The 26,205-nt window shown below is 62.5% G+C and carries 26 protein-coding genes and 2 pseudogenes; 11 read left to right on the top strand and 17 right to left on the bottom strand.

What is annotated here, in order from left to right:
- Position 1 precedes the first annotated feature (1 nt).
- The 3 genes and pseudogenes from DSM43276_RS13190 to DSM43276_RS13200 all read right to left on the bottom strand — a co-directional run bounded on the left by DSM43276_RS13190 (position 2) and on the right by DSM43276_RS13200 (position 2,323).
- Positions 2–396 (bottom strand): annotated as a pseudogene (locus tag DSM43276_RS13190) (RidA family protein).
- Between the two features lie 33 nt (positions 397–429).
- Positions 430–1,473, bottom strand: coding sequence for a dipeptidase (locus tag DSM43276_RS13195; RefSeq protein ID WP_078331009.1), 1,044 nt, complete (start codon positions 1,471–1,473; stop codon positions 430–432).
- 34 nt (positions 1,474–1,507) lie between these two features.
- Positions 1,508–2,323 carry a class II aldolase/adducin family protein gene (locus tag DSM43276_RS13200; protein WP_078331008.1) on the bottom strand — a complete coding sequence of 272 codons (816 nt, stop codon included), beginning with the start codon at positions 2,321–2,323 and terminating at the stop codon, positions 1,508–1,510.
- Between the two features lie 253 nt (positions 2,324–2,576).
- Here DSM43276_RS13200 and DSM43276_RS13205 point away from each other — a divergent pair, with 253 nt between their 5' ends.
- Positions 2,577–3,206, top strand: coding sequence for a TetR/AcrR family transcriptional regulator (locus DSM43276_RS13205; protein WP_078331007.1), 630 nt, complete (start codon positions 2,577–2,579; stop codon positions 3,204–3,206).
- Between the two features lie 25 nt (positions 3,207–3,231).
- Here the strand turns inward: DSM43276_RS13205 and DSM43276_RS13210 are convergent, their stop codons facing one another.
- Positions 3,232–4,359, bottom strand: coding sequence for a GGDEF domain-containing protein (locus tag DSM43276_RS13210; protein ID WP_078331006.1), 1,128 nt, complete (start codon positions 4,357–4,359; stop codon positions 3,232–3,234).
- A 233-nt stretch (positions 4,360–4,592) separates the two neighbouring features.
- Here DSM43276_RS13210 and DSM43276_RS13215 point away from each other — a divergent pair, with 233 nt between their 5' ends.
- Entirely contained in the window at positions 4,593–5,642 is a 1,050-nt protein-coding gene (locus tag DSM43276_RS13215) for an alpha/beta fold hydrolase (RefSeq protein WP_078331005.1), read from the top strand.
- 167 nt (positions 5,643–5,809) lie between these two features.
- Here the strand turns inward: DSM43276_RS13215 and DSM43276_RS13220 are convergent, their stop codons facing one another.
- Positions 5,810–6,166, bottom strand: coding sequence for a MerR family transcriptional regulator (locus DSM43276_RS13220; RefSeq protein ID WP_420359333.1), 357 nt, complete (start codon positions 6,164–6,166; stop codon positions 5,810–5,812).
- Positions 6,167–6,301: 135 nt separating this feature from the next.
- Here DSM43276_RS13220 and DSM43276_RS13225 point away from each other — a divergent pair, with 135 nt between their 5' ends.
- The gene (locus tag DSM43276_RS13225; RefSeq protein ID WP_078310892.1) at positions 6,302–6,790 is read left to right on the top strand and encodes an Hsp20/alpha crystallin family protein; all 489 of its coding nucleotides are present in this window, start codon (positions 6,302–6,304) and stop codon (positions 6,788–6,790) included.
- A gap of 252 nt (positions 6,791–7,042) precedes the next feature.
- Here DSM43276_RS13225 and DSM43276_RS23580 read toward each other — a convergent pair whose 3' ends face one another.
- The gene (locus DSM43276_RS23580) at positions 7,043–7,213 is read right to left on the bottom strand and encodes a hypothetical protein (protein WP_157896061.1); all 171 of its coding nucleotides are present in this window, start codon (positions 7,211–7,213) and stop codon (positions 7,043–7,045) included.
- 584 nt (positions 7,214–7,797) lie between these two features.
- Positions 7,798–8,685, bottom strand: a complete 888-nt coding sequence (locus tag DSM43276_RS13235) for an alpha/beta fold hydrolase (RefSeq protein WP_078331000.1) — start codon at positions 8,683–8,685, stop codon at positions 7,798–7,800.
- A gap of 171 nt (positions 8,686–8,856) precedes the next feature.
- Between DSM43276_RS13235 and DSM43276_RS13240 the strand changes: the two genes are divergently transcribed.
- The 3 genes from DSM43276_RS13240 to DSM43276_RS13250 all read left to right on the top strand — a co-directional run bounded on the left by DSM43276_RS13240 (position 8,857) and on the right by DSM43276_RS13250 (position 11,575).
- Complete coding sequence (locus tag DSM43276_RS13240; RefSeq protein ID WP_078330999.1) at positions 8,857–9,474, top strand: TetR/AcrR family transcriptional regulator; 618 nt, start codon at positions 8,857–8,859, stop codon at positions 9,472–9,474.
- Positions 9,471–10,463 carry an NADP-dependent oxidoreductase gene (locus tag DSM43276_RS13245; RefSeq protein WP_078330998.1) on the top strand — a complete coding sequence of 331 codons (993 nt, stop codon included), beginning with the start codon at positions 9,471–9,473 and terminating at the stop codon, positions 10,461–10,463. The genes DSM43276_RS13240 and DSM43276_RS13245 overlap by 4 nt, the downstream gene beginning before the upstream one ends.
- A gap of 251 nt (positions 10,464–10,714) precedes the next feature.
- Positions 10,715–11,575, top strand: a complete 861-nt coding sequence (locus tag DSM43276_RS13250) for an alpha/beta fold hydrolase (protein ID WP_078330996.1) — start codon at positions 10,715–10,717, stop codon at positions 11,573–11,575.
- A 251-nt stretch (positions 11,576–11,826) separates the two neighbouring features.
- On the opposite strand, the gene DSM43276_RS13255 is transcribed toward DSM43276_RS13250, so the two are convergent.
- The gene (locus DSM43276_RS13255; RefSeq protein ID WP_078330995.1) at positions 11,827–12,657 is read right to left on the bottom strand and encodes a MerR family transcriptional regulator; all 831 of its coding nucleotides are present in this window, start codon (positions 12,655–12,657) and stop codon (positions 11,827–11,829) included.
- Between the two features lie 222 nt (positions 12,658–12,879).
- On the opposite strand from DSM43276_RS13255, the gene DSM43276_RS13260 reads away from it, so the two are divergent.
- Together DSM43276_RS13260 and DSM43276_RS13265 are read left to right on the top strand one after the other, a co-directional pair.
- Positions 12,880–13,218: a nuclear transport factor 2 family protein gene (locus DSM43276_RS13260; RefSeq protein WP_211196727.1), complete on the top strand. Its 339-nt coding sequence runs from the start codon at positions 12,880–12,882 to the stop codon at positions 13,216–13,218.
- The gene (locus DSM43276_RS13265) at positions 13,215–14,054 is read left to right on the top strand and encodes an SDR family NAD(P)-dependent oxidoreductase (RefSeq protein WP_078330994.1); all 840 of its coding nucleotides are present in this window, start codon (positions 13,215–13,217) and stop codon (positions 14,052–14,054) included. Before DSM43276_RS13260 ends, DSM43276_RS13265 begins: the two co-directional genes overlap by 4 nt.
- Before the next feature lie 237 nt (positions 14,055–14,291).
- Here the strand turns inward: DSM43276_RS13265 and DSM43276_RS23585 are convergent, their stop codons facing one another.
- From DSM43276_RS23585 to DSM43276_RS13295, 7 genes and pseudogenes are all read right to left on the bottom strand, one after another.
- Entirely contained in the window at positions 14,292–14,447 is a 156-nt protein-coding gene (locus DSM43276_RS23585; protein WP_157896060.1) for a hypothetical protein, read from the bottom strand.
- Positions 14,448–14,603: 156 nt separating this feature from the next.
- Positions 14,604–16,829, bottom strand: coding sequence for a S9 family peptidase (locus DSM43276_RS13270; protein ID WP_078330993.1), 2,226 nt, complete (start codon positions 16,827–16,829; stop codon positions 14,604–14,606).
- Between the two features lie 81 nt (positions 16,830–16,910).
- Positions 16,911–17,429 (bottom strand): annotated as a pseudogene (locus tag DSM43276_RS13275) (lysostaphin resistance A-like protein); the annotation flags it as partial.
- A 678-nt stretch (positions 17,430–18,107) separates the two neighbouring features.
- Entirely contained in the window at positions 18,108–18,401 is a 294-nt protein-coding gene (locus DSM43276_RS24085; RefSeq protein ID WP_412458694.1) for a DUF6980 family protein, read from the bottom strand.
- 22 nt (positions 18,402–18,423) lie between these two features.
- Positions 18,424–19,287: a colicin E3/pyocin S6 family cytotoxin gene (locus DSM43276_RS13285; protein WP_078330992.1), complete on the bottom strand. Its 864-nt coding sequence runs from the start codon at positions 19,285–19,287 to the stop codon at positions 18,424–18,426.
- A gap of 280 nt (positions 19,288–19,567) precedes the next feature.
- Entirely contained in the window at positions 19,568–20,863 is a 1,296-nt protein-coding gene (locus tag DSM43276_RS13290; RefSeq protein WP_078330991.1) for a hypothetical protein, read from the bottom strand.
- Complete coding sequence (locus DSM43276_RS13295) at positions 20,863–21,612, bottom strand: MspA family porin (RefSeq protein ID WP_078330990.1); 750 nt, start codon at positions 21,610–21,612, stop codon at positions 20,863–20,865. The genes DSM43276_RS13290 and DSM43276_RS13295 overlap by 1 nt, the downstream gene beginning before the upstream one ends.
- Positions 21,613–21,797: 185 nt before the next feature.
- Here DSM43276_RS13295 and DSM43276_RS13300 point away from each other — a divergent pair, with 185 nt between their 5' ends.
- The 3 genes from DSM43276_RS13300 to DSM43276_RS13310 are packed head-to-tail and all read left to right on the top strand — an operon-like array spanning position 21,798 to position 23,969.
- A complete protein-coding gene (locus tag DSM43276_RS13300; RefSeq protein ID WP_078330989.1) occupies positions 21,798–22,265 on the top strand; it encodes an XRE family transcriptional regulator in 468 nt (155 codons plus the stop codon).
- 34 nt (positions 22,266–22,299) lie between these two features.
- The gene (locus DSM43276_RS13305; RefSeq protein ID WP_078330988.1) at positions 22,300–22,752 is read left to right on the top strand and encodes a regulator; all 453 of its coding nucleotides are present in this window, start codon (positions 22,300–22,302) and stop codon (positions 22,750–22,752) included.
- Entirely contained in the window at positions 22,749–23,969 is a 1,221-nt protein-coding gene (locus DSM43276_RS13310) for an MAB_1171c family putative transporter (protein ID WP_078330987.1), read from the top strand. The genes DSM43276_RS13305 and DSM43276_RS13310 overlap by 4 nt, the downstream gene beginning before the upstream one ends.
- 138 nt (positions 23,970–24,107) lie before the next feature.
- On the opposite strand, the gene DSM43276_RS13315 is transcribed toward DSM43276_RS13310, so the two are convergent.
- Positions 24,108–25,643, bottom strand: coding sequence for a hypothetical protein (locus tag DSM43276_RS13315; protein ID WP_136629067.1), 1,536 nt, complete (start codon positions 25,641–25,643; stop codon positions 24,108–24,110).
- Between the two features lie 235 nt (positions 25,644–25,878).
- Positions 25,879–26,025: a hypothetical protein gene (locus tag DSM43276_RS23590; RefSeq protein WP_157886185.1), complete on the bottom strand. Its 147-nt coding sequence runs from the start codon at positions 26,023–26,025 to the stop codon at positions 25,879–25,881.
- Positions 26,026–26,205: the final 180 nt, after the last annotated feature.

The raw sequence follows: 26,205 nt of genomic DNA on the forward strand, positions 1-26,205 counted from the left end.
GCTAGTCCTCCGTCCCGGAAAGTTTCGCGAGCGCGTCTATCTCCACCAACAACCCGGGCGGCAGCCCACCGAAAAGAGTCGTACGCGCCGGATAGGGCTTGCTGATGGTGTCCTCGAAAGCCTTATTGAGTTCGGCGAATCCTTCTGGGGCATGAAGGAATACCCGCAGCATCAGCACAGCTCCGAGATCGGCGCCCGCCGCGTGCAGGATCACCTCAATGTTGCGCAGCGCCTGGACGGTCTGCGCATAGACCGTCTCGCCCGCCAAAGAACTTGTCGCGGCGTTGATCCCCACTTAGCCCGACACCTGCAGGGTGTCGCCAATGCGCACAGCTTGCGAGTAGGCGCCGACGGGATGGGGCGCGCCAACGCGGTTTCTATCTGGACCTTTGCCATCCGAACTCCTTTGCAAGCCTATGAATTGGCTGGTTACGGGGTACGTGCCCTCCCCGGCGGACCAGGAAGAGCCTTCTTCAGAACACGCAGCGCGTTGCCGCCGAGAATCCCCGTGACCTCGGAAGCATCGAAGCCGGTGCGCAGCAGCGCATCGATCAACGACGGGAATCCGGTGGGGCCGTCGAATCCCGTGACATACCCGGGTATGCCGTTCATGTCCGTCCCGATACACAGGTGCTCCGGACCGACCAGCCCTGCCAGATGGGAGGCGTGGCGGGCAAAGTCATCTACGTCTCGCATTCCCAACCCGCGAAATCCCATCGGCCACAATCCGATCAGACCACCGGTAGCGGCTATCGCACGCACCTCCTCATCGCTGATGTAGCGCGGAAACTCCTGAACCGCCGATGCCCCGGTATGCGAACTGACCACCGGAACGGACGTCTGATCGCATACGGCCATGGTGGTTGGCGCGTCGGCATGCGCGAGATCTATCAGCATGCCCAGCCGGTTCGCTTCTGTGACAACCTCTTTACCGAGGGCGGTCAGACCCGATGAGTAACGCCCGGCCCGGACAGCGCGGCTGCCCCGACCCCCGGACACCGAGGTACTTATCGTTCCGAGGCCGTTATCCGCGTAGTGCACCAGACCCAGCACCCGCACTCCCCTGCGATGAAGGTCGATCAGCCGATCCGGTTGGGCGCCCACGACATCAGCGCCTTCGAGGCCGAGCATCACCGTCGCAGCATTGCCGGCTTCGATCTGCTCGACCGTGTCCACCACGGTGATGCCCGCCGCCGAGGCCTCCGCGCAGGCGAGGTCCAGCTGGGCCTGGACACCGTGCCACGGCGAGCGGAATCGCCACGCGGTGCCCAGCAACGCATCTCCGACGGCGGTGACGACCGCGAGGTTTACCTTGCCCGTCGACAATTTTGATAACGGCTCGGACGGCATGCCGATTGTCTTGCTGCCCACTGCACGCAGCCAACGCGGCATGATGCTGAGCCCGTGGGTGTGCATATCGACCGTCGGCGCGGTGTCGTTGAGCCTCTTGGATTCTTCGGCGGTCGTATTCATCTGCGGCGACCCTCGAACACGGCGAGCGCCGAGATCAACGAAGAGCCTCCGGGGCTGTTCTGATCACGTCGTCCCACAGCGGCTGAAACTGGAACCATCCGGCGACCGGGGTGCCGATCTGGTTGTAGACCGAGACGGCCGTGTCATGGTCTATTGTCGGGGGCTCACCGGCAGCCATGGCGAGGAGCTGAGCTTGGCAGGAACGCTCCATCGTGATGAACCACCAGGCAGCCTCGGCCACCGAGTGGCCCACGGTGAGCAGCCCGTGATTCTGCAGGATTACCGCTTTGGTCGACCCGAGCGCCGCACCGATCGCCTTGCCCTCTTCCAGGTCAGTGACCACACCGCGATAGTCGGTGTACACCGCGTGGTCCTCGTAAAAGGCGCACGCATCCTGCGTGATGGGCAACAACGGCTGTCCCAGCGACGAGAACGCCTTGCCATGTATCGAGTGCGCGTGCGCTGCGGCGATCACATCGGGCCTGGCCTTATGGACCTCGGAGTGAATGCAGAACGCCGCCCTGTTCACCGGTCGGCTGCCGGTCAGCACATTGCCGTCGTGATCGACCTGGATCAGGTCGGACACCGTGATGTGCCGGAAGTTCATGCCGAAGGGATTCACCCAAAACGTGTCGGGGAACTCTGGATCGCGGACGGTGATGTGTCCGGCCACCCCCTCGGAGAAACCGAATGCCCCGAAGATCCGGAACGCTGCGGCCAATTCACGCAGTCGACGATCACGCTCCTCCTCGACCGTCGCCACGGGCGTTGGACTCATCGGGGCGGCATCGGCGGAACCGACCAGGTACGCGGACAACTCTTCGCCCACCACAACGTCTCCGGAGGTCATCTACTCACCTTTCAATACAGATACGTATCTACTGATCACAAGCTACCCCTGCTACGGAAAAGCCGTCAAGAGGAGCCGTACACGAAGACATCATGGTGAATAGCACCTTTTCCCATGTCAATCAGACGGCCGACCACCGTCAGCCTTACTGCCGACATCTCAGTGATTCGCTCACCATTTCACGGGAACAGCCTTTAAGATACATAGTTGTATCGAAACTGAATTACAGTCCGGACCATCGGAAAGGCATCCCATGCCGACTGCCTCGACTCGCCGGCGCGAACACACCCGTACGCGCCTGATGGAGGCCGCGCTCGACGTGTTCGCCGACCGCGGATTTCATGGCGCCAGCATCGAGAACATCTGCGAGACGGCGGGATTCACACGCGGCGCGTTCTACTCCAACTTCGCAGGCAAGGATGAGCTCTTCTTCACCCTGTTCGACGCCAGCAGCGATCAACTGATCGCAGCACTGCGGGCGGCCCTGGATGAATGCCGCACGAGCCCCGATCCCATCAGCACCTTCATCTCCACCATTGATGACAGGGGTCCCGCGCAACGCCGCTGGTATCTCATCAGCATGGAGTTCACGCTGTACGCGATCCGCGAACCGAGCGCTGCCGTGGTGCTGGCCGAGCACGACGCACGATTACGGCGCGAGGCGGCCGGCATCATCAACGAACTGATGACGATCGCGAATCGGGAGCTGATCATTGATGCCGAGCTCATCGCCCGGCTCGCCACCGCCCTGCGCGAAGGTGTGGCCGCGCAGTTCTACGTCGAGCCCGAACTGGCCGAGACGCGGATGCTGGAACGACTGGCCTTCCCCGCCATGGTGCGCGCATTTTCGCACCCCGTAGGCGCGACGGCGGGCGGCGCATAGCGACGACCGCTGCTGCCGTCCCCCTCTACCCGCTGAGGTCCCACGCCTCAAGCCGGTTGCCGCCCTGCCGCTTGGCGGAGTACATGGCGTGATCAGCATCGGCGACCAATTGCCCAATGACGTTGTCCGGAGCGGCACTCGACGTTGGCGGCGGGCTCGTGGCAAGCCCCACGCTGACGGTGACCGTCACCATCGCGTCCAGCGATTCCAAACCTGCCCGGATCTGTTCGGCGACCTCCCGCGCCTGCGAGGCGGGTCCGCGTAGCGCGACACAAAACTCCTCTCCACCCACGCGTCCGACTACGGCCTCGTCGCCCGAGATCGCCTTGATGTGGGAGCCCACATCGGCGATCACCTGATCACCAACGCCGTGCCCGAAACGATCGTTGATCTGTTTGAACCGGTCGATGTCGATCATGATGATGCTCAGTTCGGACCGATCCGTTCGTGCCGCGTGGGCCAGAGTCGCCGACTGATCGTCGAATCCTCTCCGGTTGTGCAGGCCGGTGAGCGGGTCAATCGCGGCCGCCCTGGCATCGCTGGTGAGCGCCAATTGCGCAAAGTGGATGAACGGTGGAACCCCAACCAGCAGCGTCGCTGTCACGACCGAATCTGCCACGGCGACCGCCCAACCGTGCTGCAGATCGATGGCAACCGCAAGGAACGCGAGCGTCGCTAAAGATGCAAACAGGTACAGGGCAATGAGCCGTGCCCCGTGGAAGGAACATATGTAGATCGCCATCAAGGACAAGGCGATGAGGCCGTGCATGCCGGTGCCCCTGTCGCTGTCCGCGAAGCAGGCGATGCACACCGAGGCGACCGCTGACACCGAGAAGACCGCGGATTCCGATTCCTTGGGCAGTGGTCCGAACCACCAGCGCAGCATCCAGAAAAATGCGAGCAGGCTGGAGACAATGTCGAGTGAACGCCATACGCCAGTACGCGGCCCCATCGGCGAAAACTCCATTGCCAACGGGATGATTGCCAATGCGCCAGCACTGCCGCCCACGGCCCCGCGCAGCGCCAAACGCATCGAGCGCGTTGAAAAGTAGGACATCATCAGGTCATAGCGGGATGGCGAGCTCCACCACCGTGACATGTCACCGAGAGGCAGTGTGCGCGCGACGCCTCCGGCGCCGGAGAACGCAGCCATGTGTCCCCCTATCGTGCTTCAGTTTCAACCTGACCGAAGCCAGTATGGCAACACACGATCCCCAGACTGGCAAGACTGCCCTCTCACGGAGACGACCTGGCGTGGTCGCGCCCGTGCACCCCATGTCGTGCACGCCACAAACCGTTGTGTATCCGACCGGTCTACTGAAAGCCTTTTCGAGAGCTAATCGATAAGCCGGGCAGTGCCGGCAAGAAGGAGCACACGAACTCACTATGGTCTCGATTCCGGTCTCCGCGAGGAACTTGTTCGCCCTCACTCTCGGTGAAGGGGTGCGCCCACCCACACCGACCAGCCATGTTGCACTGTTCGACGAGCCACATCGCCAGTTGCGCCGTTACGGCACCGACGATCCGCGTGAGTCCAGCGCTGTCCCAGTCCTGTTGGTTCCGCCGCTGGCAGCGTCGGCGACATGCTATGACCTCGCACCGGGTCAGTCACTGGTGGCGCACCTGCTCGAGGAGGGCCGTACGCCCTACGTCGTCGACTACGGTGAGATCGGCTGGGCAGACAGACATCTGGGTCTGGAGGCCTTCTTCGCCGATATCATTCCGCAGGCCATCGAGCGCGTGCTTATCGATTCCGGCAAGGCGCAGCTCGACCTGATTGGGTGGAGCCTGGGCGGCACCCTGAGCCTTTTGACCGCCGCAGCCGACCGCGGATTGCCGATCCGCTCGATCGTCGCTATCGGCACCCCATTGGACTACGGACAAATCCCGGGATATCCCGAGGCACGCCGAATCACCAAACGCACCAACGGCTATGCCGTCACCACGGTGTTGCGAGCGCTCGGCGGCATTCCTGCACCGGTGGTACAGGCCGCCTACCGCGCCACCTCATGGGACCGAGAGATCAAGCGGCCCTGGTTCCTCCTGAACAATCTGGACAACACCGAAGCGTTGGCCAAGGCCGAAGTGATCGACCGGTTTCAGGACGCCTTCCCCGGTTATCCAGGACGTGCGGTCTCGCAGATGTGGGGCCGATTCATCTATCACGACGAGATCGCCGCGGGCGTGGTCAATGTGGCCGGTTACACCCTCGATCTGACGGCGCTGACGTTGCCGATCCAGCTGTTCGGCAGCCACCGTGATGCCATCGCACCGTGGCAGTGCGTGCATCACGGCATGACGATGCTTAAGTCCGCGGACGTTCGGTTCACCACGGTGGAGGCGAGCCACCTAGGACTGGTGGCGCTGTCGGCAGGTGTCAACGAGACGTGGCCGGCCATCGATGACTTCTTGGCCGAGTTGGACGGGCACCAGTAGGTCGCTGACGTTCAGCGTCAATCCACCCGCATGAGAATGCGGGACGATTGGCAGAATCGTTCGCTGTCCGGCTAGCTCACGCGCAGCCGCCATGTCGCTTGCTTCCCACGTGCATGCGGGCCGCGCCCAATTCCCAGCCGCGCCGGGTCCAGCGCTCAATAGCGGATCTAACCGTCCTCCACTGAGCCGTTGCGTTTAGGTCGGGCGTGGTCGGCGGCGCTAGATCGTAGTGCGGCGTTGATATCTTCTAGGTCCAAGATGCGACCGATGCCTGCGATGTTGACGCCGACCATAACGAGGGCGACGATGCGTTCGATACGCGCCAAGTCATCGGCACTGTAGCGGCGGGTGCCGCCCTCCGTGCGCGCCGGGGATAGCAACCCATGGCGTTCCCACAGTCGCAGCGATTGCGTGGGGGCGCCGGATAATTCCGCGGCAATCGTGATCCCGTACACCCCGTGGTGGGGTGCGGGCATCCGAGCGCGGATCCCAGGGCCTTGCACCGGCAAGCCTTCATTGATCATCGTCACAACTTTTCTCGTTCGCCTACTTGCACTCGGCATCGTTGAGTGCTAAATAAATCTATACCAACTGGCATAGATAAACCAGTTGGAAGCGCACAGATGGCACAAGGGAAAGGACAGATGGAGGTGGCCACGATGCTGATGCGTACCGATCCATTCCGAGAGCTAGATCGCTTCACCCAGCAGGTGCTGGGAACCGCGGCACGTCCGGCGGCGATGCCGATGGATGCCTGGCGTGACGGGGATGAGTTCCACGTGGAGTTCGATCTGCCCGGTATCGCTACCGATTCGCTGGATCTGGATATCGAGAACAATGTGGTGACAGTGCGCGCCGAACGCGCACCGCTGGATCCCGGCCGTGAGATGTTGGCCGCCGAGCGTGCCCGCGGGGTGTTCTCACGCCAGTTGGTACTGGGCAACAATCTGGACACCGGCCGGATCACCGCGGACTACCACGACGGCGTGTTGCGGTTAGTGGTCCCGGTAGCCGAGAAAGCCAAACCCCGCAAAATCGCCGTGGATCGCCCGGCCGCCGCCAAGGCGATCGATGACACCACGGTGATCACCGAAGAGGGCGACGCGGTGCGTGGCGGTGGTGCGATCAAGGAACCGGTCAGCGCCTGACTGTGTTCGTGTTCCACTAGCTGGGCCGAGGCCTCACGTGCCGCCCCGATGCCGGCGGGGCTCATGCCAGCGATCCATCCTCGGCTCAATCATCCCGATGCCCTAGGTAGACACCTGGGCTGCAGCGAAATACATATTGCAATAGACCGCATCTCAAAACCTGGATGGTCGGCCCCGTTGACAGCACAAAGGAGGTGAGCAATGACGCAGAGCGTCATGATGGTGGCGCCGGCACCGCCAAGCCCGGCCGAGTCAGAGGTGCTGGCCACCCTGGATCTGGACGACGCCACAGGGCTGATAGCGCTGATCGCTGAAGTCGACGCCATACTCGGCGCCGCCGAAGCTCACCGGTGCCAGCGGCCGGCGCCACCAGCGGTCGGGTGCGCCCTTCGCGGGCCCCGGCAAGCTGGTCGGTCTCACCATCGCCCATCGCCGCGACAACACAGTGAACCAGTCCGGCGAGTCGACCCGATGCAGCGCAGCCCTCCGCCAACAAGATCCACACGCCCACAAGCTAATCCGATCACGATCAGGTGAAAGCGAGGTGATGGTACAGCTATCCAACCGTGCCGGGCCAGCCCGTCCCGAAAGGTCCACACCACTTGGGCGTCGTCGTCTGCGCCCACACCTGGACGATCTGCACACGCCAACGCCACACCCAGGCAACAGTTCCCCGAGGCGGGCTGACCCGGCACCACCATCACCGATACAAGGGCGTGGTGATTGCTGTGACATGCTCTAGCGGTGACCGCTCGGCGAGGCGGAAGCCGGAGCGCCGGTGCACGGCGTTGTCAAAACTTCGTGTAGCCGTCGTCCATGCCGATGGCCTTGGACGAATTCTTCGACGATGTACCTACCGGGGGGTGGTTTCAGCATCACCATGGCCTGAATCTCGGAGAACTCTCGGAATGCTTAGACCAGGCGACTGCCGTCGAATCAGCGCCGAGGCGTACCGACAAGCCGTTGAACCGTTGTTGACGTTCATCGCGGACGGTCCAGTGGGTCGGTCAGTTCCGCGGAAGATCCAGTGCACTGATCGCCGCGACCTCAGGACGGTGCGGGCGCTGAGCCAGGAAGTCCAGAACCTCCGATACGAACTCATGGTGGTACTGAAAGACGCCACCGTGGCCGGAGTTGGGGTAGATCCGAAGGCGGGAGTCCGGCAGCCGAGCGGCCATGTCCTTGGAGTGCTCACTGGCGACCATCAGGTCATGGTCGCCGTTGGCGACGAAGACCGGGATTTTGATCTGTGACAGGTCGTCGGCGGGGTGCAGTCCCGCGCTAGTGATTGCTCGCACCTGCGCGAGGCCGGCCTGTGAGGATATCGGCTTGTCCAGATCCAACGTGCGCTCCGCGAGCCGCTCGAGGTAGGCGTTGGCCGCCTCTTTGCCCTTCGTGGTACGAGGGAAAAACAGGAAGTGGCGTGGGTCCTTTCGGGACAGGAACGCCTTGGTGTAGGCGCCACCGACGATGAATGGCATCTTCCAGATTCCCCCGCCGCCGCGCGGGCCGGTGCCCGCGAGCACCATGCGGCGTACAAGGTCAGGAGCCTGGAGGGCAATCATCTGAGCCACGCCACCACCGAGCGAGAAACCGATCAGGTCTACCTGCTCGTACCCCAGCGCACGGATGAACGCGATCGCGTCGGCGCCCATCTGCTCGATGTCGGTCGGCACACGTCCGGCGGTAGCCCCCACCCCCCGGTTATCGAACGCGATCACATGGTGATGAGCGGCGACGCCATCCAGGACGCGCGGATCCCAGTCGTCGAGGACGGCAGTCAGGTGGTGCAGGAACACTACCGGCACGCCGACGGGCCTGCCCAGCTCGCGGTAGGTGAACGAGGTGCCGTCGACGTCAATTGTCTTGGTGGGCGCGGTCTTCCAGGTAGCCATGACTCCTTCTTTCGTCAGGGTGCTGCGGGGTTGGGCGGGCATGCGCAGGACCGCACGTCGAGCTGATCGGCAGGCGCTGCCGTGAAATGGTCCGATTTCCTTTGCGGCACGACTGTTATATTATGATCATAATGCTATGGTGTTGACAAGCCCAGTAAGGAGATCCGCGTCATGGTGAGATACAGCCCGGAACACAAGGAAGCGACCCGGCGCCGGATGATCGAGTCCGCCGCCCGCAGGTTCAAGAGCGACGGAATCGACGGCTCCGGCATCGCGACGCTGGTCGCCGACGCCGGCCTGACCAACGGCGCCTTCTACGGCCACTTCTCTTCGAAGGACGACCTGGTCGCTACGGTCGTCGCGCAACAGCTCGAGGACCAGGTCGCCGTTGTGAACTCGCTGCCGGCCGGCCTTGACTCGGTCGAGGCGTTCCTCCGGGAGTACCTCTCCCCCGCACACCGCCACGATCTCGCTGGTGGCTGCCCCTCCGCGGCACTGCTGGATGAGATCGGGCGGTGCGATGTCACGATCCGGGAGGCCTACACCGACGGCGCCAGTTCGATGATCGAGGCGATTGCCCGCCACCTCGACGACGGCGACCCGCAGCGGACCAACGAGCGTGCGATTGGCTTGTTCTCCTTGCTCGTCGGCTCGCTCCAGGCCGCCCGCGCGGTCACCGATACCGCGCTGTCCGACCGCATCCTTGCGGCGGCGTTCAGCAACGCCATGACCCTTGCCGGCGCTTCACGAAATCCCGTACGCCCAACGATCCGACAGGAAACAGAATGAAGGCCTTCGTCGTCACTCATTACGGCCCCGACGGGCTCCGGGCTGCTGATGTCCCGACGCCGAGCGTTGGACCTCGCGACGTTCTGATAGACGTCCGGGCCGCTAGTATCAATCCGCTCGACAAGATGATCCGCAACGGGGAGTTCAAGCAGCTCATCAGGTACAAGCGGCCTTTCATCCTCGGCCATGACCTGTCCGGCGTGATCACCAAGGTCGGCGCCGAGGTCCGCGGCTTCAAGGCGGGTGATGAGGTCTACGCCCGGCCGCGAGACCTGCGTATCGGCGCCTTTGCCGAACAGGTAGCCGTCGATGCTGACGACATCGCCCTCAAACCCGCCTCCCTGTCGTTTGAGGAAGCGGCCGCAGTGCCCCTCGTCGCGCTCACCGCGTGGCAGGCCCTGGCCGAGCTAGCCGATGTTCAACCGGGGCAGAAGGTCCTGGTCCACGCCGGCGCAGGCGGATTGGGCTCCACAGCCATCCAGGTCGCCAAGCACCTCGGCGCGTATGTCGCCACTACTGCGAGCGCCAAGGACATCGACAAGGTTCGGGCCCTGGGTGCCGACGAGGTCATCGACTTCAGGGCCCGGGAATTCGCCCAGGTCCTGTCCGGGTACGACGTCGTGCTGGACTCCCTAGGTCTGGCGAGTCTGGAGAAGTCATTGACCGTGCTGCAGCCAGGCGGTCTTGCGATCAGCGTCGTCGGACCGCCGGACCCGGCCTTCGCCGATCAACTCCGGCAGCCGGTCCTTAAGCCCGTTATGGCCGTTCTCAGCCGCAAGATCCGCCGTCAAGCACGCAAGCTGGGCGTGCGTTACTCATTCTTTTTCATGCGGGCTAGCGGTCCGCAGCTCGCGATGCTCGGGGCGCTCTACGACGCGGGCACCCTGCGACCTGTCCTGGACCGGACCTTCCCGTTCACAGAGACGCTGGACGCTATGGCCTACGTCGAGCAGGGCAAAGCTAACGGCAAGATCACAGTGAGCCGATGACGATTTCGGCAGATCACCGACCGTCCGTCCTGGTCGCCGGCGCCGGTCGGGGAATCGGACTTTCTCGCCGCGCGCCGAAACTCATCGGCGATCCCCAGAAGGTCATGAAAGCCGACAACCGCTCTCGCACAGCCCGACACCTGAAACGACGCTACCGGTGCGACAACCTCAGCCGGCACTCGTATCAGTAACCACAACAACCGTCACTGACGCATTGTTCGCAAGCGCCACCACATCCTAAGGAGTTCTCCATGAGCAACAACAGCAACGAGGCCATCCTCAGCTCGTACGCGCAGGCCCCAACGCGCACCGTCGCCGTCGGCGATACAAGGTACGCATACCGGGAACTGGGCCCCAAGGGAGGCATTCCCGTTGTCTTCTTCGTCCACCTCGCGGGGACCCTCGACAACTGGGACCCCCGCATCATCGACCCCATCGCACAGAATCGACACGTCATCGCGTTCGACCAGCGCGGCGTCGGTGCCTCCACCGGACAGGTGCCTGACACCCTCGAAGAAGCCGCCGATCACGCCTACGAATTCATCGCGGCACTCGGATACGAGACCATCGACATCTTCTCCTTCTCGATGGGCGGCATGATCGCCCAGGACCTGATCGTCAAACATCCCGACCTGGTCCGCAAACTCGTCCTCACCGGGACCGGACCGCGCGGCGGCAAGGACATCGACAAGGTCGCCGGCGTGACCTACTGGGACATCCTGCGCGCGACATTGACGAGGTCGGACCCGAAGGAATTCCTCTTCTTCAACCGCGATACCGCGGGAAAGGCCGCGGGGAAAGCATTCATCAAGCGACTCCGGGAACGCACCGCCGATCGGGACCAGGAGATCAACATCAAGGCGCTGCTGACTCAATTGAAGGCGATACAGAAGTTCGGCCGCTCGGCTCCCTCAGACCTGTCCATGTTCACCCAGCCGACGCTGATCGCAAACGGAGGCCACGACCGCATGGTCCCCACCGTCCTGTCAGAGGACCTGCACAACCGCATCCAGGGCAGCCAACTGCTCATCTACCCCAACTCCGGTCACGGCGGGATCTTCCAGTACCACAAGGAATTCGCCCCCGCCGCCGCCGAGTTCCTCGCCGACTAAACCGCTGGAGGCTGCAACGGCAGAAGGGTCCAAAGCCGCGTAGCTTGGGGAGCAGACGCTGATTAATGCCCACTCAGGAGCTCAGTGACGTGCACGTCGAGGGCGTCGGCGAGATCCAGCGCCAGCTGCTCCTGGGTCATGCCGCGCTCGATCCGCAGATCCCGCACCCTAGCGCCCACGGTGTTCCGAATCCGTGCCCAAACCGCGCGGGCTCGCACATGGCCGAGAAATGAACTGGCTGAGAACTGCTGTCAGCATGGCGGTGGAGCGGTGCTAAAGATCGGCCAACAGATTTCTGTGGCGGTGAACGCTGTCGGATCTGAGGGCGTAGCACCGATGTAGTGTTCGCGGATCGGCCCCTGGCCGCTGATCAGATGCTCGTTTGCGTATATGCCCAGAGCCCCGTAACTGCGGTCGATGCTCTCGTCGTGGCCGCCGGGGTGAGTGAGCACGGCGAATTCAGCCTGAGGCAAGACCTCGGCACGCGCCCCCTCCGGAGGGATCGCGGACTGCGGCGCAGGCACGAACAGGGTCGCCTTGCCACGTGATTCGAGAAACAGTGCTCGGTCGTAGAGGCCACCCGGAACAACCGCCGACGGTTCGCCTGTCGCCGTGGCAACTGCGTCTCTCAGTGTCTTCAGCGTCGCCGCGAACCAGCTGTCAATCGCGGAAACCTCGATGATGGCGCCGATGGACCACACGGCGAGCGCGGGTTCATGGCGCAACTCCACAGCGGCGGGGGTGTGCACGGGAGAAAGCAGCTCGCGCAGCGCGCCAACGGTGTCACGGGTCTGCTGCAGTTGCACTTCCATTTGTTCGAGATGAGTCGTGATGATCTCAGCGCGGGCCGCGGGGTCGTCTGTGCTCAGCAGCGCCTTGATGTCGGGAATGGACATGCCCAGAGAGCGGAACCGGCGGATGATGTGTGCATGATCGACCTGGCTGGTGTCGTAGAACCGGTAGCCAGTGTGGAGATCGATGTCAGCTGGTTCGAGAATGCCGATGTCGTGGTAGTGCCGTAGCGCCTTCCTGCTCAGGCTGGTCATCACCGCGAAGTCACCGATCGAGACCCGCGCGCCCATGGCATCCTCCTCTGTGTTCCGCCGCCTGTGTAAGGGGTGGGTCCATCCTGAAGTCTCCCCCTGGGGCAAGGTCAACATCGCGGCGTGAGAACCGAAGGCTCCCGTCCCGTTCCAGTGGCCTCCCTGGGGAACAGAGGGCCTGGCTGCCGGGGGCCGCACGAATACGAGATTCGCCCTGCCGAAGGTTGACCTTCCCCTTAGGGGAAGCTCCAACCTGGGGTCATGACCACAGAATGGGAAGCACTCCCGGACACCGTAAAAACGTTCATGACCGCACTCAGCACCCCAGTGGACGGCCGAGCGGTAGCCACGTTCACCGCCGATGCCGTCGTGACCGATGAGGGCCGCGACTACACGGGCCGCGACGAGATCTGGGCCTGGCTGACCGCCTCGGCCGGCGAGTACACCTATACCTCAGAGTTCACCGGCGCGACCACAATCGACACGACCATCGACGTCGGACAGCACCTGGAGGGCGACTTCCCCGGTGGGGTCGTCGACCTGCACTTCCGCTTCACGTTGGACGGCGCGTTGATCAGCCGGTTGGTGATCGAGCCATGACAAGGAGATGGTTCATCACCGGGGGCACGCCCGGCGGCTTCGGGGTGGCGTTCGCCGAGGCGGCGCTGGAGACCGGGGACCGCGTGACGCTCACCTCCCGGCGCCCGCAGGAGCTGGCGACGTGGGCCGAGCAGTACGGCGACCGCGTTCTAGTCGTGCCGCTGGAACTCACCGATGCTGCGCAGGTGCAGCGCGCGGTGCATGCCGCCGAGGAGCGCTTCGGCGGCATCGACGTGCTCGTCAACAACGCCGGCCGCGGTTGGTACGGATCAATCGAAGCGATGGACGAGTCCTCGTTGCGGGCAATGTTCGAACTGAACTTCTTCGCCGTGCTGTCGGTGACACGTGCAGTGCTGCCCGCGATGCGCGCCCGCGGCAACGGGTGGATCGTCAACCTGTCCTCGGTGGCCGGGCTTGTATCCGCACCCGGATTTGGCTACTACAGTGCGACGAAGTTCGCCATCGAAGCCATCACCGATGCGCTGCGTGATGAGGTCGCCGCGCAGGGCATCTCCGTCTTGACAGTCGAACCGGGGGCGTTCCGCACGAACGCTTACGTCGGCTTCGCCAACGAGCCTGTCGCGGAGCCGATCCCGGAATATCACCACATGCTGGAGCAGGTCCGAGCCGTCTTCGTCGGGATGGACGGTGTGCAGCCCGGCGATCCGCTCCGCGGTGCCCGTGCGGTGATCGCGGCGATGGCCCAGAACCCGCCGCCCCGCCGGCTGGTCCTAGGCAATAGCGGCTACGACGCCGTGATCGATACGCTGCAGCAGACGCTCGCCGACATCCGGGCGAACGAGACGCTTTCTCGCAGCGCGGATTTCCCTGCATAGTCGGCCGACGCAGTGCGTCTTCCCCGTGGTGCTGCCGCCGGTCCTTGTGACCAGGGCATCGACGTCGAAAGCGTCGCGGCCCTTCGCCGCCCCGGCCGTGTTCCTGCCGTCAACGATGCTGCGACCGCTCCTGATATTTGGGTTCATCTTTCTTCCTTTTCAACCCATTGGTTGTCTGGCCGGTGTGCCTGCGTCGGGCCCACTGCGCTGCGCCGCCGACGTGCACGGTCGTGCAGGTTAGCTGAGTCCGAGTTCGGTGAGGCGTTCGTGATTGGCGTTGAACCAGGCCTCTTCCTGACCTGGCGCCGGGAAGATCAGGTGGCGGCACAGCTCACGAAGCCTCGTGCCCTCGTAGCCAAGATCGCGAACGCATTGCCCGTACCGAAACTTCATTCCTACTAGCTCGATCCAGGGTTAGAGTCGCGTCCGCAGACGTAGCTCGTGCTCACGCGGAAAAAGGTTCGGTCGGGGCGATCCACCTGGCTATGGCTGCTCCGTACAACCCGGCGCAGCTAGATGTGCTGAAGCGGGACGGTGAGATCGTGCCGGTCAGCCGAGGGGAGGTAGCAGCAGCGGCTGCAGTCGGTAGCTGGGCGGCTCGGTGCCGTGTAGATGCCGCACAAAGTAATCCCAGGTGCGACGTAGCGAATAGTGCAGCCAACCGTACAGCGAGTGCTCGGCACCAGGAATCATGATCAGGTCGAAGTCTTTGTCCGCCTTGATGAGTGCATCGGCCAGGCGCATCGTCATGTATGGGTGTGCGTTGTCGTCGAGTTCACCGTGGATGAGCAGCAGCTTGCCTTTCAGGTTGGCGGCCAGCGTGGTGTTCGAGATCGCCGCTTTGCCTTCGGCGCTCAGATCGCCGTGGTAGTGCTCGGACCACATCGCCAGGTTGAGGGCGTTGTCATGATTGCCCGAGACCGCGACGGCCACCGAGTAGAAGTCCGGGTATCGCAGCACGGCACGCGCCGCGGCGAACGCACCGGCGGACTGTCCGGTAATCCCGACTTGGGCGGTGTCCAGCCACGGATACCGTTGTCCGAGTTCGCGGATTGCGGCGATGTGGTCGTCCAGGGCGCCAGCGTTGCCGAGATCTCCATAGGAGTGGTCATGAAATGCCTTGCTGCGCCCCGCGCTTCCGCGACCGTCGATGGCCACCACCGCGAACCCGAGCGCGGCGAAGGCCTCCGGTTCGCCATAGTGCGGCGGGTTGAACATCGGTCCGGCGCGGTAGAGCTGCGGCCCCGGATAGATGTGTTCGATGATCGGGTACGTGCGGTCCGGGTCCAGATCGTGCGGTCGCCAGAGCAGACCGTAGATGGGGATTCTGCCGTCCGCGGCGGTCGCCCGAAACCGCTCTGGCGGTTGCCAACCCAGAATCCTCAGGCCTTCGGTGTCGGGCGTCTCCAACTCCACCACCACCTGACCCTCCCCGTCGAGTACCACCGAGCGTGGCGGCAGGCTCGGGCTTGAGGCCCGGTCCACCAGGTAGCCGCCCTGCGGCGGGCTGACCGCATCATGATCCAGCTCGTCATCTGTGAGTCGGCTAAACCCGTTGCCGTCCAGCTCGATTCGGCAGAGCTGCCGCAGATACGCGTCGGCCTCCACCAGACCGTTGGCCGCGAAGTACACCTGCCGAGCCCTCTCGTCGACCCATAACAGGCCGCTCACCAGCCACGGCCCGGCGGTGATCTGGGTGACCTGGGCGCCGTCGACCGAATAGAGGTACAGGTGGCCCCAACCATCGCGCTGCGACCACCACAGGAGCTCACCGGTTTCCAGCACGTGCACCATGTGCGGGTCACCGAGCACCACGGTCGGGTCGACCCGGGTCTGGCACGTGTCGGTGATCAGCGTGGCGACCGCACCAGTTGACGGATCCAGGCGACGCAATTCCAGGGTGCGTGCATCGCGTGACTGGTGCAGGAAGTACACGTCGTCACCACTCCACCAGGCGTAGACGAGCGCGACATTGTGCATGATCGGTGTCGGCTCGCTCTGCTGCCGTACGACCGTGCGTTGCCCGACGTCGAGCACGTTCCAGGTCATCGTTGCCACGGTGTCCTCGCCGGGCATGGTGTAACGGGTGCGGTGTTCCACGGGCCGGCCGCCATCGGCCGGGCTCGATTCGACGAGCACCAGTTCGGGCACCTCACGTTGATCGATGCGCGCGACCAGGATTCGGGTGGAATCGGGCGACCAGTGCAAAATCATCGGCGGCGGTATGCCCAGTGCACGGGTCAGTGCGCGTGCACCGGTGGTGTCCGGCAGGCCACCGTAATCGAAGTAGGGTTCGGCGTCATCGGTGAGGGCATGTTCGGTGTCATCGGCCCGGTTGCGGATCCAGATATTGCCATCGCGGCCGAACGCATCCCACCGCTCATCGGGCGACGGGATCGCGCCCGGAATGGTTGCGGTGGTGTCAGATTCGGTGCAGGCGTTGTCCGCCCATCGCCAATTCCGGCCGAACGCGCTGAACAGCACCGTGTCGTCGGCACGAATTTCCACGGCCTGTATCGGTAGATCGGCAACGGTTACCGCCTGCCCGGCTGCCGCCGACAGTGCGGCGGCCAGCGCGTCGTGGTCGAAGGCGGCACGACGAGTCTTCACGCCGGGATCGACCGCGACGTAACGGGTTCCGATCCGGTACCAGAATCGGGCACCGTCGGCGAACCACTGCGGTGTCAGCACCGTGCCCGGCACCCGCCGGGCCCGGTGCGGGAAAAGCATCTGCTCGGCACGCGCGTAATCGGAATCGCTCAGCAATGTCGTCACACCAGGCATCCAACACTCGGACGTAGCGGCACAGTCAAGAACAACTTGACCATGCCCCAGCGGCACCGCGACCCCCGGCAGTCAGTATCCGAGGCCGTGATACAAGATGCCCGCACTGTTATAGGCGATGTGCACCATGACCGCAGGCCAGATCGAACCTGAGCGCAACAGCAGGACACCATTGGCCAAACCGATCATGAGGGCCAAAGGCATCACGCCGTTGATCCCATGTGCCACAGCGAAAACTGCCGCGCTGAAGACCACGCTGATGCAGCTCCCCCAGCGGAACAGGAAAGTCGCAAGCACGCCACGAAACAAAGCCTCCTCACCGAGCGGCGTCAAGATACCGCCCAGCCCCACTGCCGCGATAAGAGGCACTGCTCCCGACCGAGCAGCATCACGGTAGGGCTGCTGAACACCCTCCGCCCCCGGAAACAGCGGATCAAAAATCGCCGAAACCGGCCAACTAAGCCCGAAGCACACCAGGCCGATGACGACGCCGGTCAGCAGCCACAAGAGACTCGTATGCCGCAACCCGAACGGACGGACATCACGAATCCGAACGAGGACCGCAGCAGCAAACGCTCCCAACGGCGCAAGCCGCGCCGAAGTGCTCTACAACACTCATGGGGCGAAGTATCAGCTATGCCCCTAGGGCACACTCAAGCCTCATCGCGCCGTGGCGCTGCCATAAGCGAATCAAGCTCTTATTGCACTCTTAATTAGTGCGGCGCGTGGCAAAGCGGAAAAACTCTCCTGCCCTGTACTTCTTGTGTGGTCCCGGCTGGGTTCGAACCAGCGACCCCTCGCGTGTGAGGCGCCTCCCATAAAGTCTACGCAGGTCGATTCTGTATAGGGAGGTCCATCCAGCAGCATTTTTAGTCCAGGGCAAGCAGGTTCGTCTGTCCGTTGTGGGTCATCGGTGGGTCAACGAGGGTTCTGAGAGCCGTTCGCTATAGCCGACCAGCTGGCACGTAGCCGAAGACCCCACGCAAGGCAAAACCGTATTCGCCGGCGCCAATCGAGATCTTGGGGATTGATTCAACGGTTGCGCCGATCGCGGCCGAGGCTGCGGGGCTTCTTGAACAGGGGCAGGCACCAGGACTGATCGGCCTGCCTGGTTTGGTGTCGCGCCCGACGCGGCGCAAGCCGGGGCTGCGACACGGGCGGCCAGGGCAGGTTCTTGAGAGAGCTTCCCGGCTGCGAGCCTCGGCGTCCTCCATACACTGCAGTTCTTCGGGCGTCAGGGTTCCGCCCCAACCCTAAAACTCAGGGATATCACAACGACGACTCAGGGCGGTCCTCGCGCCACCACCTGTCCGATCTCATCGCTTCGGGAATGGCTGGATCTCCCGGTTCTAGTCCCAGTGTTTGCAGTCGATCAAACCAAACATCTCGAAGTGAGTTTGGAAGTTTCGATCCGCAGAATGGGCAGTATGCAATAGTCAATGACGCTGAACCGCCATCTAATATCGCTATTCCCCATTCTCGAAACTTACTGAGGAAATTAACCGGAACTTCTTTCATGCGAACCGCGTTGTTGATGCCTTCACAGGAATGCCCCTCTTGCATCACGTGATCCTCCTCTCAAGCATTACGAGACATCGATGGTCCGGCCGGGCACCGCCGGCCCTATCATTCCGCCTGTGGTTGGGTCCATGACCCCTTTATGGATTCCGTTCTTATTGTATACTTCGATGTTGCCGTGGGTATAATCCCACTCATAATACTCTTTGCCTTTTCCCGATTCGCCGTTCGTTTTTGTCTTTCCGCGGAAAGGTTTGAATCCTTTCCATACAGGCGATTCCGACGGCGACATCTTTGTTCCTGGAACCGGGACGCAGGATGCGACAGGCCCGTTGGGGTGTGTGCTGTTCCACTCCTGCATCTTCTTCGCGCATTCTTCTGGGGACATAGGTTCCTGACGACGAAGCTGCGCAGCGGCTTTCGTGGCCTGCAAAAAGTCCGGGCTTTGCTCCACATTGGACTCAGGCCCATATGCTGGGCCGATGCCCGTCCCGTGACCTGACGGCAGGCAGAAGCTCAATTCGGCCGTGTATTTTTCCCAGGATTCTTGGTCTGCTTTTTGTGCCATGTCGCGAATGTTGGCCGCCAGGCTGGCGCAGTCGTTATCCGACTTCTGGTCCTCAGGGTTTTCGTTGTTGTTGGTATCTGTGTTGTCGGCTGAGTTGTTGTCATCGTTTTGTGTTGGCTGGTTTTGTTGTTGGTTGAGTTGGCTGGAGAGGTTCTGCCAGTCGTTGCTGGGTTGTGTGTTTTGTTCTGGACTGTGTTGGATTGGTTGTTGTTCTCCGTTGGCGGCGCGGGTATAGGTCCCGTTTTGGTTGGCTTGGCTGGGTTGTGCGGCTTGGCTGGGTTGGGGTGCTGCGCTGTTGTAGATGGAGATGCCGTTGTTCTGATCCAATGGCGGCTGCCCGCTGCTGGCGTCGTAGGAGGGCATAGACGGCACTGAAGGCGGTACGAATTCAGTGCCGCCTCCGGGTGGGCCGGTGGGGGTGCCGCCGCCGCCCGGTCCGCAGTCCGGTGGGCAGTCTGCCCGGGCAATCGCTACCACGGAGCTAGCACCATCCGTGGTTTCGGGGGCGATGACCGGCATGCCGATCGCCGTAGCTGTAACCGCAAGGACGGCCACGGCACTCGACGCGCGGCGTAGCAGTCGACACGGGGAAGCCTTTGCAAAACTGCGTGTTTTCTCAGTGGAGTTCATGATGGTTTCCCGGTTAGTTGGCGGTGCCGCAGTAGGTGTTGCCGTTGGAGGGCAATCTGCGGGTGTTGGTGGCTGCTGTGACGGGTTGGCAGAGCGGGCCGGCGAGCATATTGGCTTTGACCCAGGCGATTTCGTCGTTGGCAACCTGTAGACAGGTGTCGTACTGCTCGCCTTGTTGTCCGAAGGTGGACACGCAGTTGGTGGACATGTTCGCGAACAGGGTGTTATTGCAGACATCGACTGATGTGCCTCGCGGTGCAGCATCGAGGCACATCTGCTGGCGCATGCACGACGGTGCGAAATCCGCGGTGCGGCCGTCCGGTGACCGGTATTGGCTCGGGCCTCCGGGGCACATGCCTGAGTGTCGTTCGGCATACAGCACCGGGTCCACTCCGGCGGGCCGGTATTTGCCCTCGAGATCTGTGACGTAATCAGTTGGGACGGTGATGACTTGGGGCGGGCTGACGCCGTTGGGCATGCCGTTCCAGTCGGCGGTCAGCGCGCCGCTAGTCGGAGTGTTCGAGGCGCGGTACGAGAGGGTGATCTCGATAGGGAAGGCGAAGATGTTGGCCTGGCCCAGGTTGATCAGGATGTTAGTTTGCCTGGGGAATCCTGGGCCGATACCCGGTGTCACGTTGATCGCGCCGCCTTGGGTGTCGCGGGCTACCGGAATGGAGAAGGTACCGACGACCGTTGCCGGGCGACCTGGGTGCGGGTCGGTTTCCACTAGTACGACGTTGGTGCCCTGACGCAGGTGCGTACCCTCAGGAATCCTGACACCGACAGCCATATCCGACGGTGAGAAGATCGTTTTGCGGCGGATGATGATGTCGCCGCCACCACCGGAGAACGGGACCACCTGGTAGTCAACGTCGTTCGAGGTGTAGGTGGCGCCGCCATCGCCGGACCAGGCCGCAGCTTGCAAGGTCATCTCCCCCGGCAGGTGGATCGCGATGTTCTTACCGGCCCAGGTAGTCGGGAAGAAGATGCCGTCTTTGGCGAACATCGGCACCGTGAAATTCGACAGCTCACGCGCGGCCGCCAGCGGCTGGCCCATACCGTTGCCCTCACCCTGCGGCGCCGACGATGAGACCTTCGCACCACCAATGTTGTTGATGCGTGGTGCATCTTGCGGCATCTCCCGCGGCGCCGGCAGCGGCGGCGGTGTCGGAACGATCGGGTCGGCCGCTGCCACACCGGCGGTCATCTTCGAACCTGCGGTGGGCAGCACCATGAATGTCGCAGCTAGGAGCGCCAGGCCCAGCACAATCAGGCGGCCTCGCAGAGTCGTTACGGAAGTCTTGGTCATTAGAGGTCTTTCGGTTCGCCGTAGACGGTTTGGGTGTCGTTGCCGTTTTCGGTGCGGATCCGGAAGGTCGCGAAGGACTGGATCTTGACCTGGCCGCCGCAGCCATCGGCCTCGACGTTCTGGTTACGCACCTGCGAAACCGCATGCATATTCCGGAAATTGATCCGGTCCATCGGAAGCTGCGCCAAGCCACCGGGCTTGAGCAGCACGCGCATGTAGCCGCCGATGTGCTCCTGGGCGCCCAGGGAACCGCCGGCCGAGGCGCCGCCGAAACCGCCACCCTGACCACCACCGCCACCGGAACCGCCCTGACCGCCGCCATACGCCCCGCCGTAGCCCTGTCCGAACACCGACTGGTTCAACGTCAAACCCAGGTCTCCCCCGAGTTCGACACCGGAGGAGGAGTCAGTGCGGCAGCCCACGAAATACCCCGTCTCCAGCTGTGCGTCCTGAATGACCGCGGAACCAGCTCCCGAGATCGTGGCCTCGGCACGGTAGGAAACGCGGGCTTGCCACGAGTTGCTCGCACCGGCGATGTTGTCGATGTGATCGATGACCTCGTTGGTCATCGTTAAACCGACTGTCCACCCGTCATCGGTTACGAACTGCTGCTGCTGATCCGGCATCACTTGCGGGTCAGCGACCGCGCGGGGCGCCCCGATCGATATTGCGGCCGCAACTGTGACTGAGGTTGCGATGACAACGTGGCGCTTGGCGCGACTGCGCGTTAATGCAGTAGTCAACGGCATATCTCCCGTCGGGGCACAAGCCTGTGCGTGGGTGCCGTCCCCTTGGCTGGCACACGCAAATTTATAACAGTCAATGATCGCTATAGCAACATTTACTGGCAAAACTATGCTTGTAGCGCGCTTACCGGTAAAGGATTGCGGTAGGGTGATCGTCGGGCGGGAAAGCCGAAGAACGGATGGGGACAATGCCAAACAAGGGTCACGACCGACAGGTTGCTGAGGACATGCGCGCAGAGAGCCTGGCCGCTAAGCTCACCAAGTTGTACGAGGTGATGAGCCCTGCAGGCGAAGCTGTCTCCGACGCGACGGTCGCCGACGGAATCTTCGAGAAGACGGGGGTGCAGATGAGTGGGCCGTACCTGTGCCTGCTGCGTACCGGCAAGCGCACCAACCCGACCGTGCAGAACGTGCAGGCCATCGCCGAATACTTCGGAGTCCCGGCCTCCTACCTCATCGACGCTGGCGCCGACGCCGCGATCGAATCCGAGCTGCGCCTCGTCAAAGCCATGCGCGACAACGGCATCCGTGACATCGCCACCCGGCTGTCGGGACTCACCCCCGAGTCGATCGGGAATCTGGCCGGCATCGTCGATCGCCTGCGCGAACTAGAGAACCTGCCACCGATCGGACCCACTGATGAACCTTCGACGTAAACGCCCACCACACACAGGCTTACCCGAAACTGATATGCGTCAGCTCATCGGACAACTTCCCGTACCCAGCCCCTTCGACCGGACCGCATTCATCCACACCGTCGAACAGCTGCGCGGCCGACGAATCAACCTCCTGCCCGTCGACGCCACGCTATTGGCGGGAAGTGCGTGCGGTCTGTGGCTAGTCCGCGAACACGACGACATCGTGCTGTATCAAGACGGAACCTCCCAGCTGCACGCTGACCAGATCATCCTGCACGAACTCGGGCACATGCTGCTCGGCCACGACAAAAACGCGAAAACAGATACAGCACAAATGGTCTCAGCGCTCACCCCAAACCTGGACCCCGGCACCGTCAAAGCAGCACTAGGCCGCAGCGCCTACAACACCGCCGCCGAACACGACGCCGAACTCTTCGCCAGCCTCATCCTGGCCCACACACCCAAAGACCGAACCCTCACCGACGTCCTCCTCGGGCGCCAGTGACCAGCGCGGTACCCGGCTTCATCTCTTGGCCAGTCTTCGCCTGTTTCGTGTTGGTGCTGGCTTTTCGACGGCGTTGGCTGGGCACCGGGCTCGCCGCCCGCCACCGCAATCGTGCACTGACTTACCTTGCCGCCACTCACCTGGCCAGCGAACCGCAGGTACAGCACCTGCTCGCCACCACTATCCCAAGCACTGCCGGCACCGCGTCCCAAATCCCTCTGGCACTGCTGCTACTCACGTGCCCTGAGGTCATCGGCATTATCGCGATGACCGATGGCATCGATCCCGCCGCCTTGGTCCGCGGTTATCGCCATTACCGCACCGCGACCGTCGTCACCATTGCTGTCCTGTACTTCGTGGCCGTCGGCCCCCGCAGGCAGGATCAACCCATCGCCCTGGCCAGCGACAACTCTGAAGTACTGGCCGCCGCCATCTGGTCAATCCTGTCGGTCACCGCTGCCACAGTGATCCTGTGGCAGCTCACCAAGAACCTGCGCCAGACACGCACAACCACCGCACAACGCCTCATCGCCGTCGAACTGGGCGCAATCGCCGCTTTGATCTGCTTACCCGGCTTGAGCATCTTCACCCTGGCCCTACTGGAACGCCTGGACCTGGCCTACACCTTGCCGGTGCGCCAAGCCATCTACTCCTACGCCAGCTTCGGTGCCCTCCTAGCCGCCCTGCCCCTAGCGCTGGGGCCCTGCTTCGTCGCCGCCCAAGCCCTTCTGCACCGCGACGCTAACGGTCGCACCTGGCGCAAGCTCGAGCCCCTCTGGACCGACCTCACCACCGCCTACCCAGACACCGTCCTCAACCCGCCCCCACAACGATTCCAACCCGTCACCGACTTTCAACTACACCGCATCATCATCGAAATCCGCGACGCCCTATTACAACTGGCCCCGTACATCACCGCACTCACTGACACCGACCGACAACAACTCGACCACACCTGCAGACCAACCGCCGATGACGAACAGAGCGCACAACACGCGCTACAGATAGCCAAAGCAATCGGCCGCACGACTACCGCCAACCCCTCACCTGCCGGCATTACACCCCTACCCACTGCCACCAGCCGCGAAGACGAACTCACCCAACTCATCGACCTCACCACCTGGTGGTATGCGGCCAAAATAATTGCGAGACAAGAAGCTTTCAAGATGACGGCGACACCACAGCGATCGCAGGACCGGTCGATATCCAATTTGTGAGGGCTCCGATGTTTGTTATCGAAGACGACGAGCATGCTAAAGAACTCGGCAGGTACCGGCACAGGGCGGACGCAATCACGGAGCTGCGGCGCCTAGCCCAGTTGCCGTGGGATGTATCGCTACACTTTCAATGCGTGTTTACACAACGCCGTGGCGCGTCACTTGTAAAATCGCATCGCTTGATTCATTAATCATATTCCTGGCCATGGCATCCGCCGAAGGATGCGGCAACGTGTAGCCGCCGTCATTTGATAGCCGGATCAGGATGCCGTGAACAGCGTTTCGTGTTGCCGCAAAGCGCGACATCGGGTCAGGCAATGCACCGGCAGCCTGTAGTTGAGCCATATCGACTGTCGGCAGGTAGCTCGCCAGGGTGTGAGTCTTGTCGGACTCAATGCGGGCGAGATTACCTGCCAGAGCCGATATCTCGGCCGCACCGGCCATCTCACCTAGCGCTCGGTTCTCTCGCTGGTATCGAGTAAGCAGAAACGGAAAGGTTCGATCCCCTGGCGGCGGGCTGACATCGAGTGCCGACAGCACCGCCAATAGCCAGTGAGCCAACCGGATCCCTGCAGCACCCAAATTGGGTTCGCACTCAGTGACAAGCTGGTGGCCAAGGTAATAGGCGCGGTCCAGAGCTGTTCTCGAATCTGTCCGCGGATTCAGATCCAGATTCGGACCGTACGTGGACACGTAGCGACCTTCGAGTCGATCCGCCGCCAAGCTGAGTAAGCCCAAATGGGTGTAGACGTGGAATGCTGCGAAAACCCTGTGCGTGTCCCATTGATTCTGTGTGCCACTTGCCCCCGCCATGTTCCACGGAGCGGTCACGCGTAGTAACGCTCGGCCAGACAGATCAGCCTCACCGGGCAGTTCTGCCAGAACCGAATGCGCATGTCGGAAATCATAAAATTTGTGATGTAGCGCTTCGTGTAAAAGATATTCTGCTGTGCGCCAAGGATTCCCGAAGGCAGACTCCCCGATATAGAACGTACCAGGGATGAGGACGGTGGAGCCTGAGGACATGCTCTTGCCCGAATCAGCTGGGCCGACTACTGCGATCTGGGTTGCGTGTTGCAGCGCCGAATACGCCAGATTCGGAGTGAGTGCCTCCAATAGCTCAAAGCCCTGTTGAAGCTGGCGGACTTGTTCGCATGTCGGTTCGCGCAAGTCGCTGTTTCGAAAGTAGAACCGAGAGGCCGCCCTAAACACTCGCGTACACGGATCTTGTCTACGCTCCTCGCGCCAGATCCGCGTCGGCACCTTTCCCGATAGCCCAAGTGTGCGACCCTCGGCGATAGCACTGGGCGGCCCGTGCTCGCCGCTTCGTAACTGTTCAGCGCATTGCTCGAACACCGCCGCCCTATCCCGGCCGCAGGTCGGCCCAACCTCGTCAACACCGCTGGTTCTAGCGTAAAACTCATCGAGGACCGCGATACGCACACTTGTGTCCTGCAGGTACGCGCGCGCTGTTGCCTGATCGACCGTCTGAAGCTGCTCGTAGAAACCCCTTGCCGGCGCGGACGTCTCTGCAAGTCTCCCTAAACGCCGATCGATGACGGCGTACATGCTCGTCAGGATGTACTCGCTGGCCCCGAACGGAAAATGATCGGCAACAAGACGATCAATCTCTTCATCCGAAACTACGGACCGTACGACATCTACAACGCTCATGTACGCGCGTCCCCGTCTGCTGGCTGGCTTTAGTGCTGGTGAATATGGTTGCCGGAGGCTGGATCATCGAGATCCACATGCCCTTGAGTCACCCGCGAAATCGGTGCATCTTCGTCGTGAAACTCCTCAACTTCGCCGGTCGGCAGATCAGACAAGGGGTCGTGCCGTAGGCGATGCGGCTCCTGTCTAATCGGTGGCGGCCATTTGTCCTGCCAATCTGGACCATTCGCCATCGCTAGTGCGAGTGGACGTGGTTGCCGGTGCCCGGATCATCGACATCGATGACACCGGGACCGCCGCGGCCACGAGCCTGAACTTCCGATTCCTTCAGTGCCGCAGCATCTTCGGGGCTCAGATCCTCTGTGGATTTCTTGTCTGTCATGGCAGTACCTCTCGTGTTGGGTGACGCGCTGCGGTTTCTTTTGGCCCGTCGGCAAAGCCGACACCGAAGATATATCAGTCAATGATTATCTCTGCAAGATTTACCAGAAAAATTCTGGGAGTTTGAGTTGACCGGAGGTGAGACGGCCCTGCTGGAATCAAGCCGGCCATCCAGGACCTC

The organism is Mycobacteroides salmoniphilum (assembly GCF_004924335.1).
GTDB classification, from domain to species: domain Bacteria; phylum Actinomycetota; class Actinomycetes; order Mycobacteriales; family Mycobacteriaceae; genus Mycobacterium; species Mycobacterium salmoniphilum.

Bases quoted from the DNA above. Each gene is read 5' to 3' on its own strand.
- DSM43276_RS13305 (WP_078330988.1), top strand. From the start codon at position 22,300: ATGCGTCAGCTCATCGGACAACTTCCCGTACCCAGCCCCTTCGACCGG.
- DSM43276_RS13235 (WP_078331000.1), bottom strand. From the start codon at position 8,685: ATGGCTACCTGGAAGACCGCGCCCACCAAGACAATTGACGTCGACGGC.
- DSM43276_RS23590 (WP_157886185.1), bottom strand. From the start codon at position 26,025: ATGACAGACAAGAAATCCACAGAGGATCTGAGCCCCGAAGATGCTGCG.
- DSM43276_RS13205 (WP_078331007.1), top strand. From the start codon at position 2,577: ATGCCGACTGCCTCGACTCGCCGGCGCGAACACACCCGTACGCGCCTG.
- DSM43276_RS24085 (WP_412458694.1), bottom strand. From the start codon at position 18,401: ATGCAAGAGGGGCATTCCTGTGAAGGCATCAACAACGCGGTTCGCATG.
- DSM43276_RS13215 (WP_078331005.1), top strand. From the start codon at position 4,593: ATGGTCTCGATTCCGGTCTCCGCGAGGAACTTGTTCGCCCTCACTCTC.
- DSM43276_RS13285 (WP_078330992.1), bottom strand. From the start codon at position 19,287: ATGCCCTCCTACGACGCCAGCAGCGGGCAGCCGCCATTGGATCAGAAC.
- DSM43276_RS13220 (WP_420359333.1), bottom strand. From the start codon at position 6,166: ATGATCAATGAAGGCTTGCCGGTGCAAGGCCCTGGGATCCGCGCTCGG.
- DSM43276_RS13300 (WP_078330989.1), top strand. From the start codon at position 21,798: ATGCCAAACAAGGGTCACGACCGACAGGTTGCTGAGGACATGCGCGCA.
- DSM43276_RS13260 (WP_211196727.1), top strand. From the start codon at position 12,880: ATGACCACAGAATGGGAAGCACTCCCGGACACCGTAAAAACGTTCATG.
- DSM43276_RS13250 (WP_078330996.1), top strand. From the start codon at position 10,715: ATGAGCAACAACAGCAACGAGGCCATCCTCAGCTCGTACGCGCAGGCC.
- DSM43276_RS13290 (WP_078330991.1), bottom strand. From the start codon at position 20,863: ATGACCAAGACTTCCGTAACGACTCTGCGAGGCCGCCTGATTGTGCTG.
- DSM43276_RS13240 (WP_078330999.1), top strand. From the start codon at position 8,857: ATGGTGAGATACAGCCCGGAACACAAGGAAGCGACCCGGCGCCGGATG.
- DSM43276_RS13195 (WP_078331009.1), bottom strand. From the start codon at position 1,473: ATGAATACGACCGCCGAAGAATCCAAGAGGCTCAACGACACCGCGCCG.
- DSM43276_RS13245 (WP_078330998.1), top strand. From the start codon at position 9,471: ATGAAGGCCTTCGTCGTCACTCATTACGGCCCCGACGGGCTCCGGGCT.
- DSM43276_RS13200 (WP_078331008.1), bottom strand. From the start codon at position 2,323: ATGACCTCCGGAGACGTTGTGGTGGGCGAAGAGTTGTCCGCGTACCTG.
- DSM43276_RS23585 (WP_157896060.1), bottom strand. From the start codon at position 14,447: ATGAAGTTTCGGTACGGGCAATGCGTTCGCGATCTTGGCTACGAGGGC.
- DSM43276_RS13210 (WP_078331006.1), bottom strand. From the start codon at position 4,359: ATGGCTGCGTTCTCCGGCGCCGGAGGCGTCGCGCGCACACTGCCTCTC.
- DSM43276_RS13255 (WP_078330995.1), bottom strand. From the start codon at position 12,657: ATGGGCGCGCGGGTCTCGATCGGTGACTTCGCGGTGATGACCAGCCTG.
- DSM43276_RS13225 (WP_078310892.1), top strand. From the start codon at position 6,302: ATGCTGATGCGTACCGATCCATTCCGAGAGCTAGATCGCTTCACCCAG.
- DSM43276_RS13265 (WP_078330994.1), top strand. From the start codon at position 13,215: ATGACAAGGAGATGGTTCATCACCGGGGGCACGCCCGGCGGCTTCGGG.
- DSM43276_RS23580 (WP_157896061.1), bottom strand. From the start codon at position 7,213: ATGGTGAGACCGACCAGCTTGCCGGGGCCCGCGAAGGGCGCACCCGAC.
- DSM43276_RS13295 (WP_078330990.1), bottom strand. From the start codon at position 21,612: ATGCCGTTGACTACTGCATTAACGCGCAGTCGCGCCAAGCGCCACGTT.
- DSM43276_RS13315 (WP_136629067.1), bottom strand. From the start codon at position 25,643: ATGAGCGTTGTAGATGTCGTACGGTCCGTAGTTTCGGATGAAGAGATT.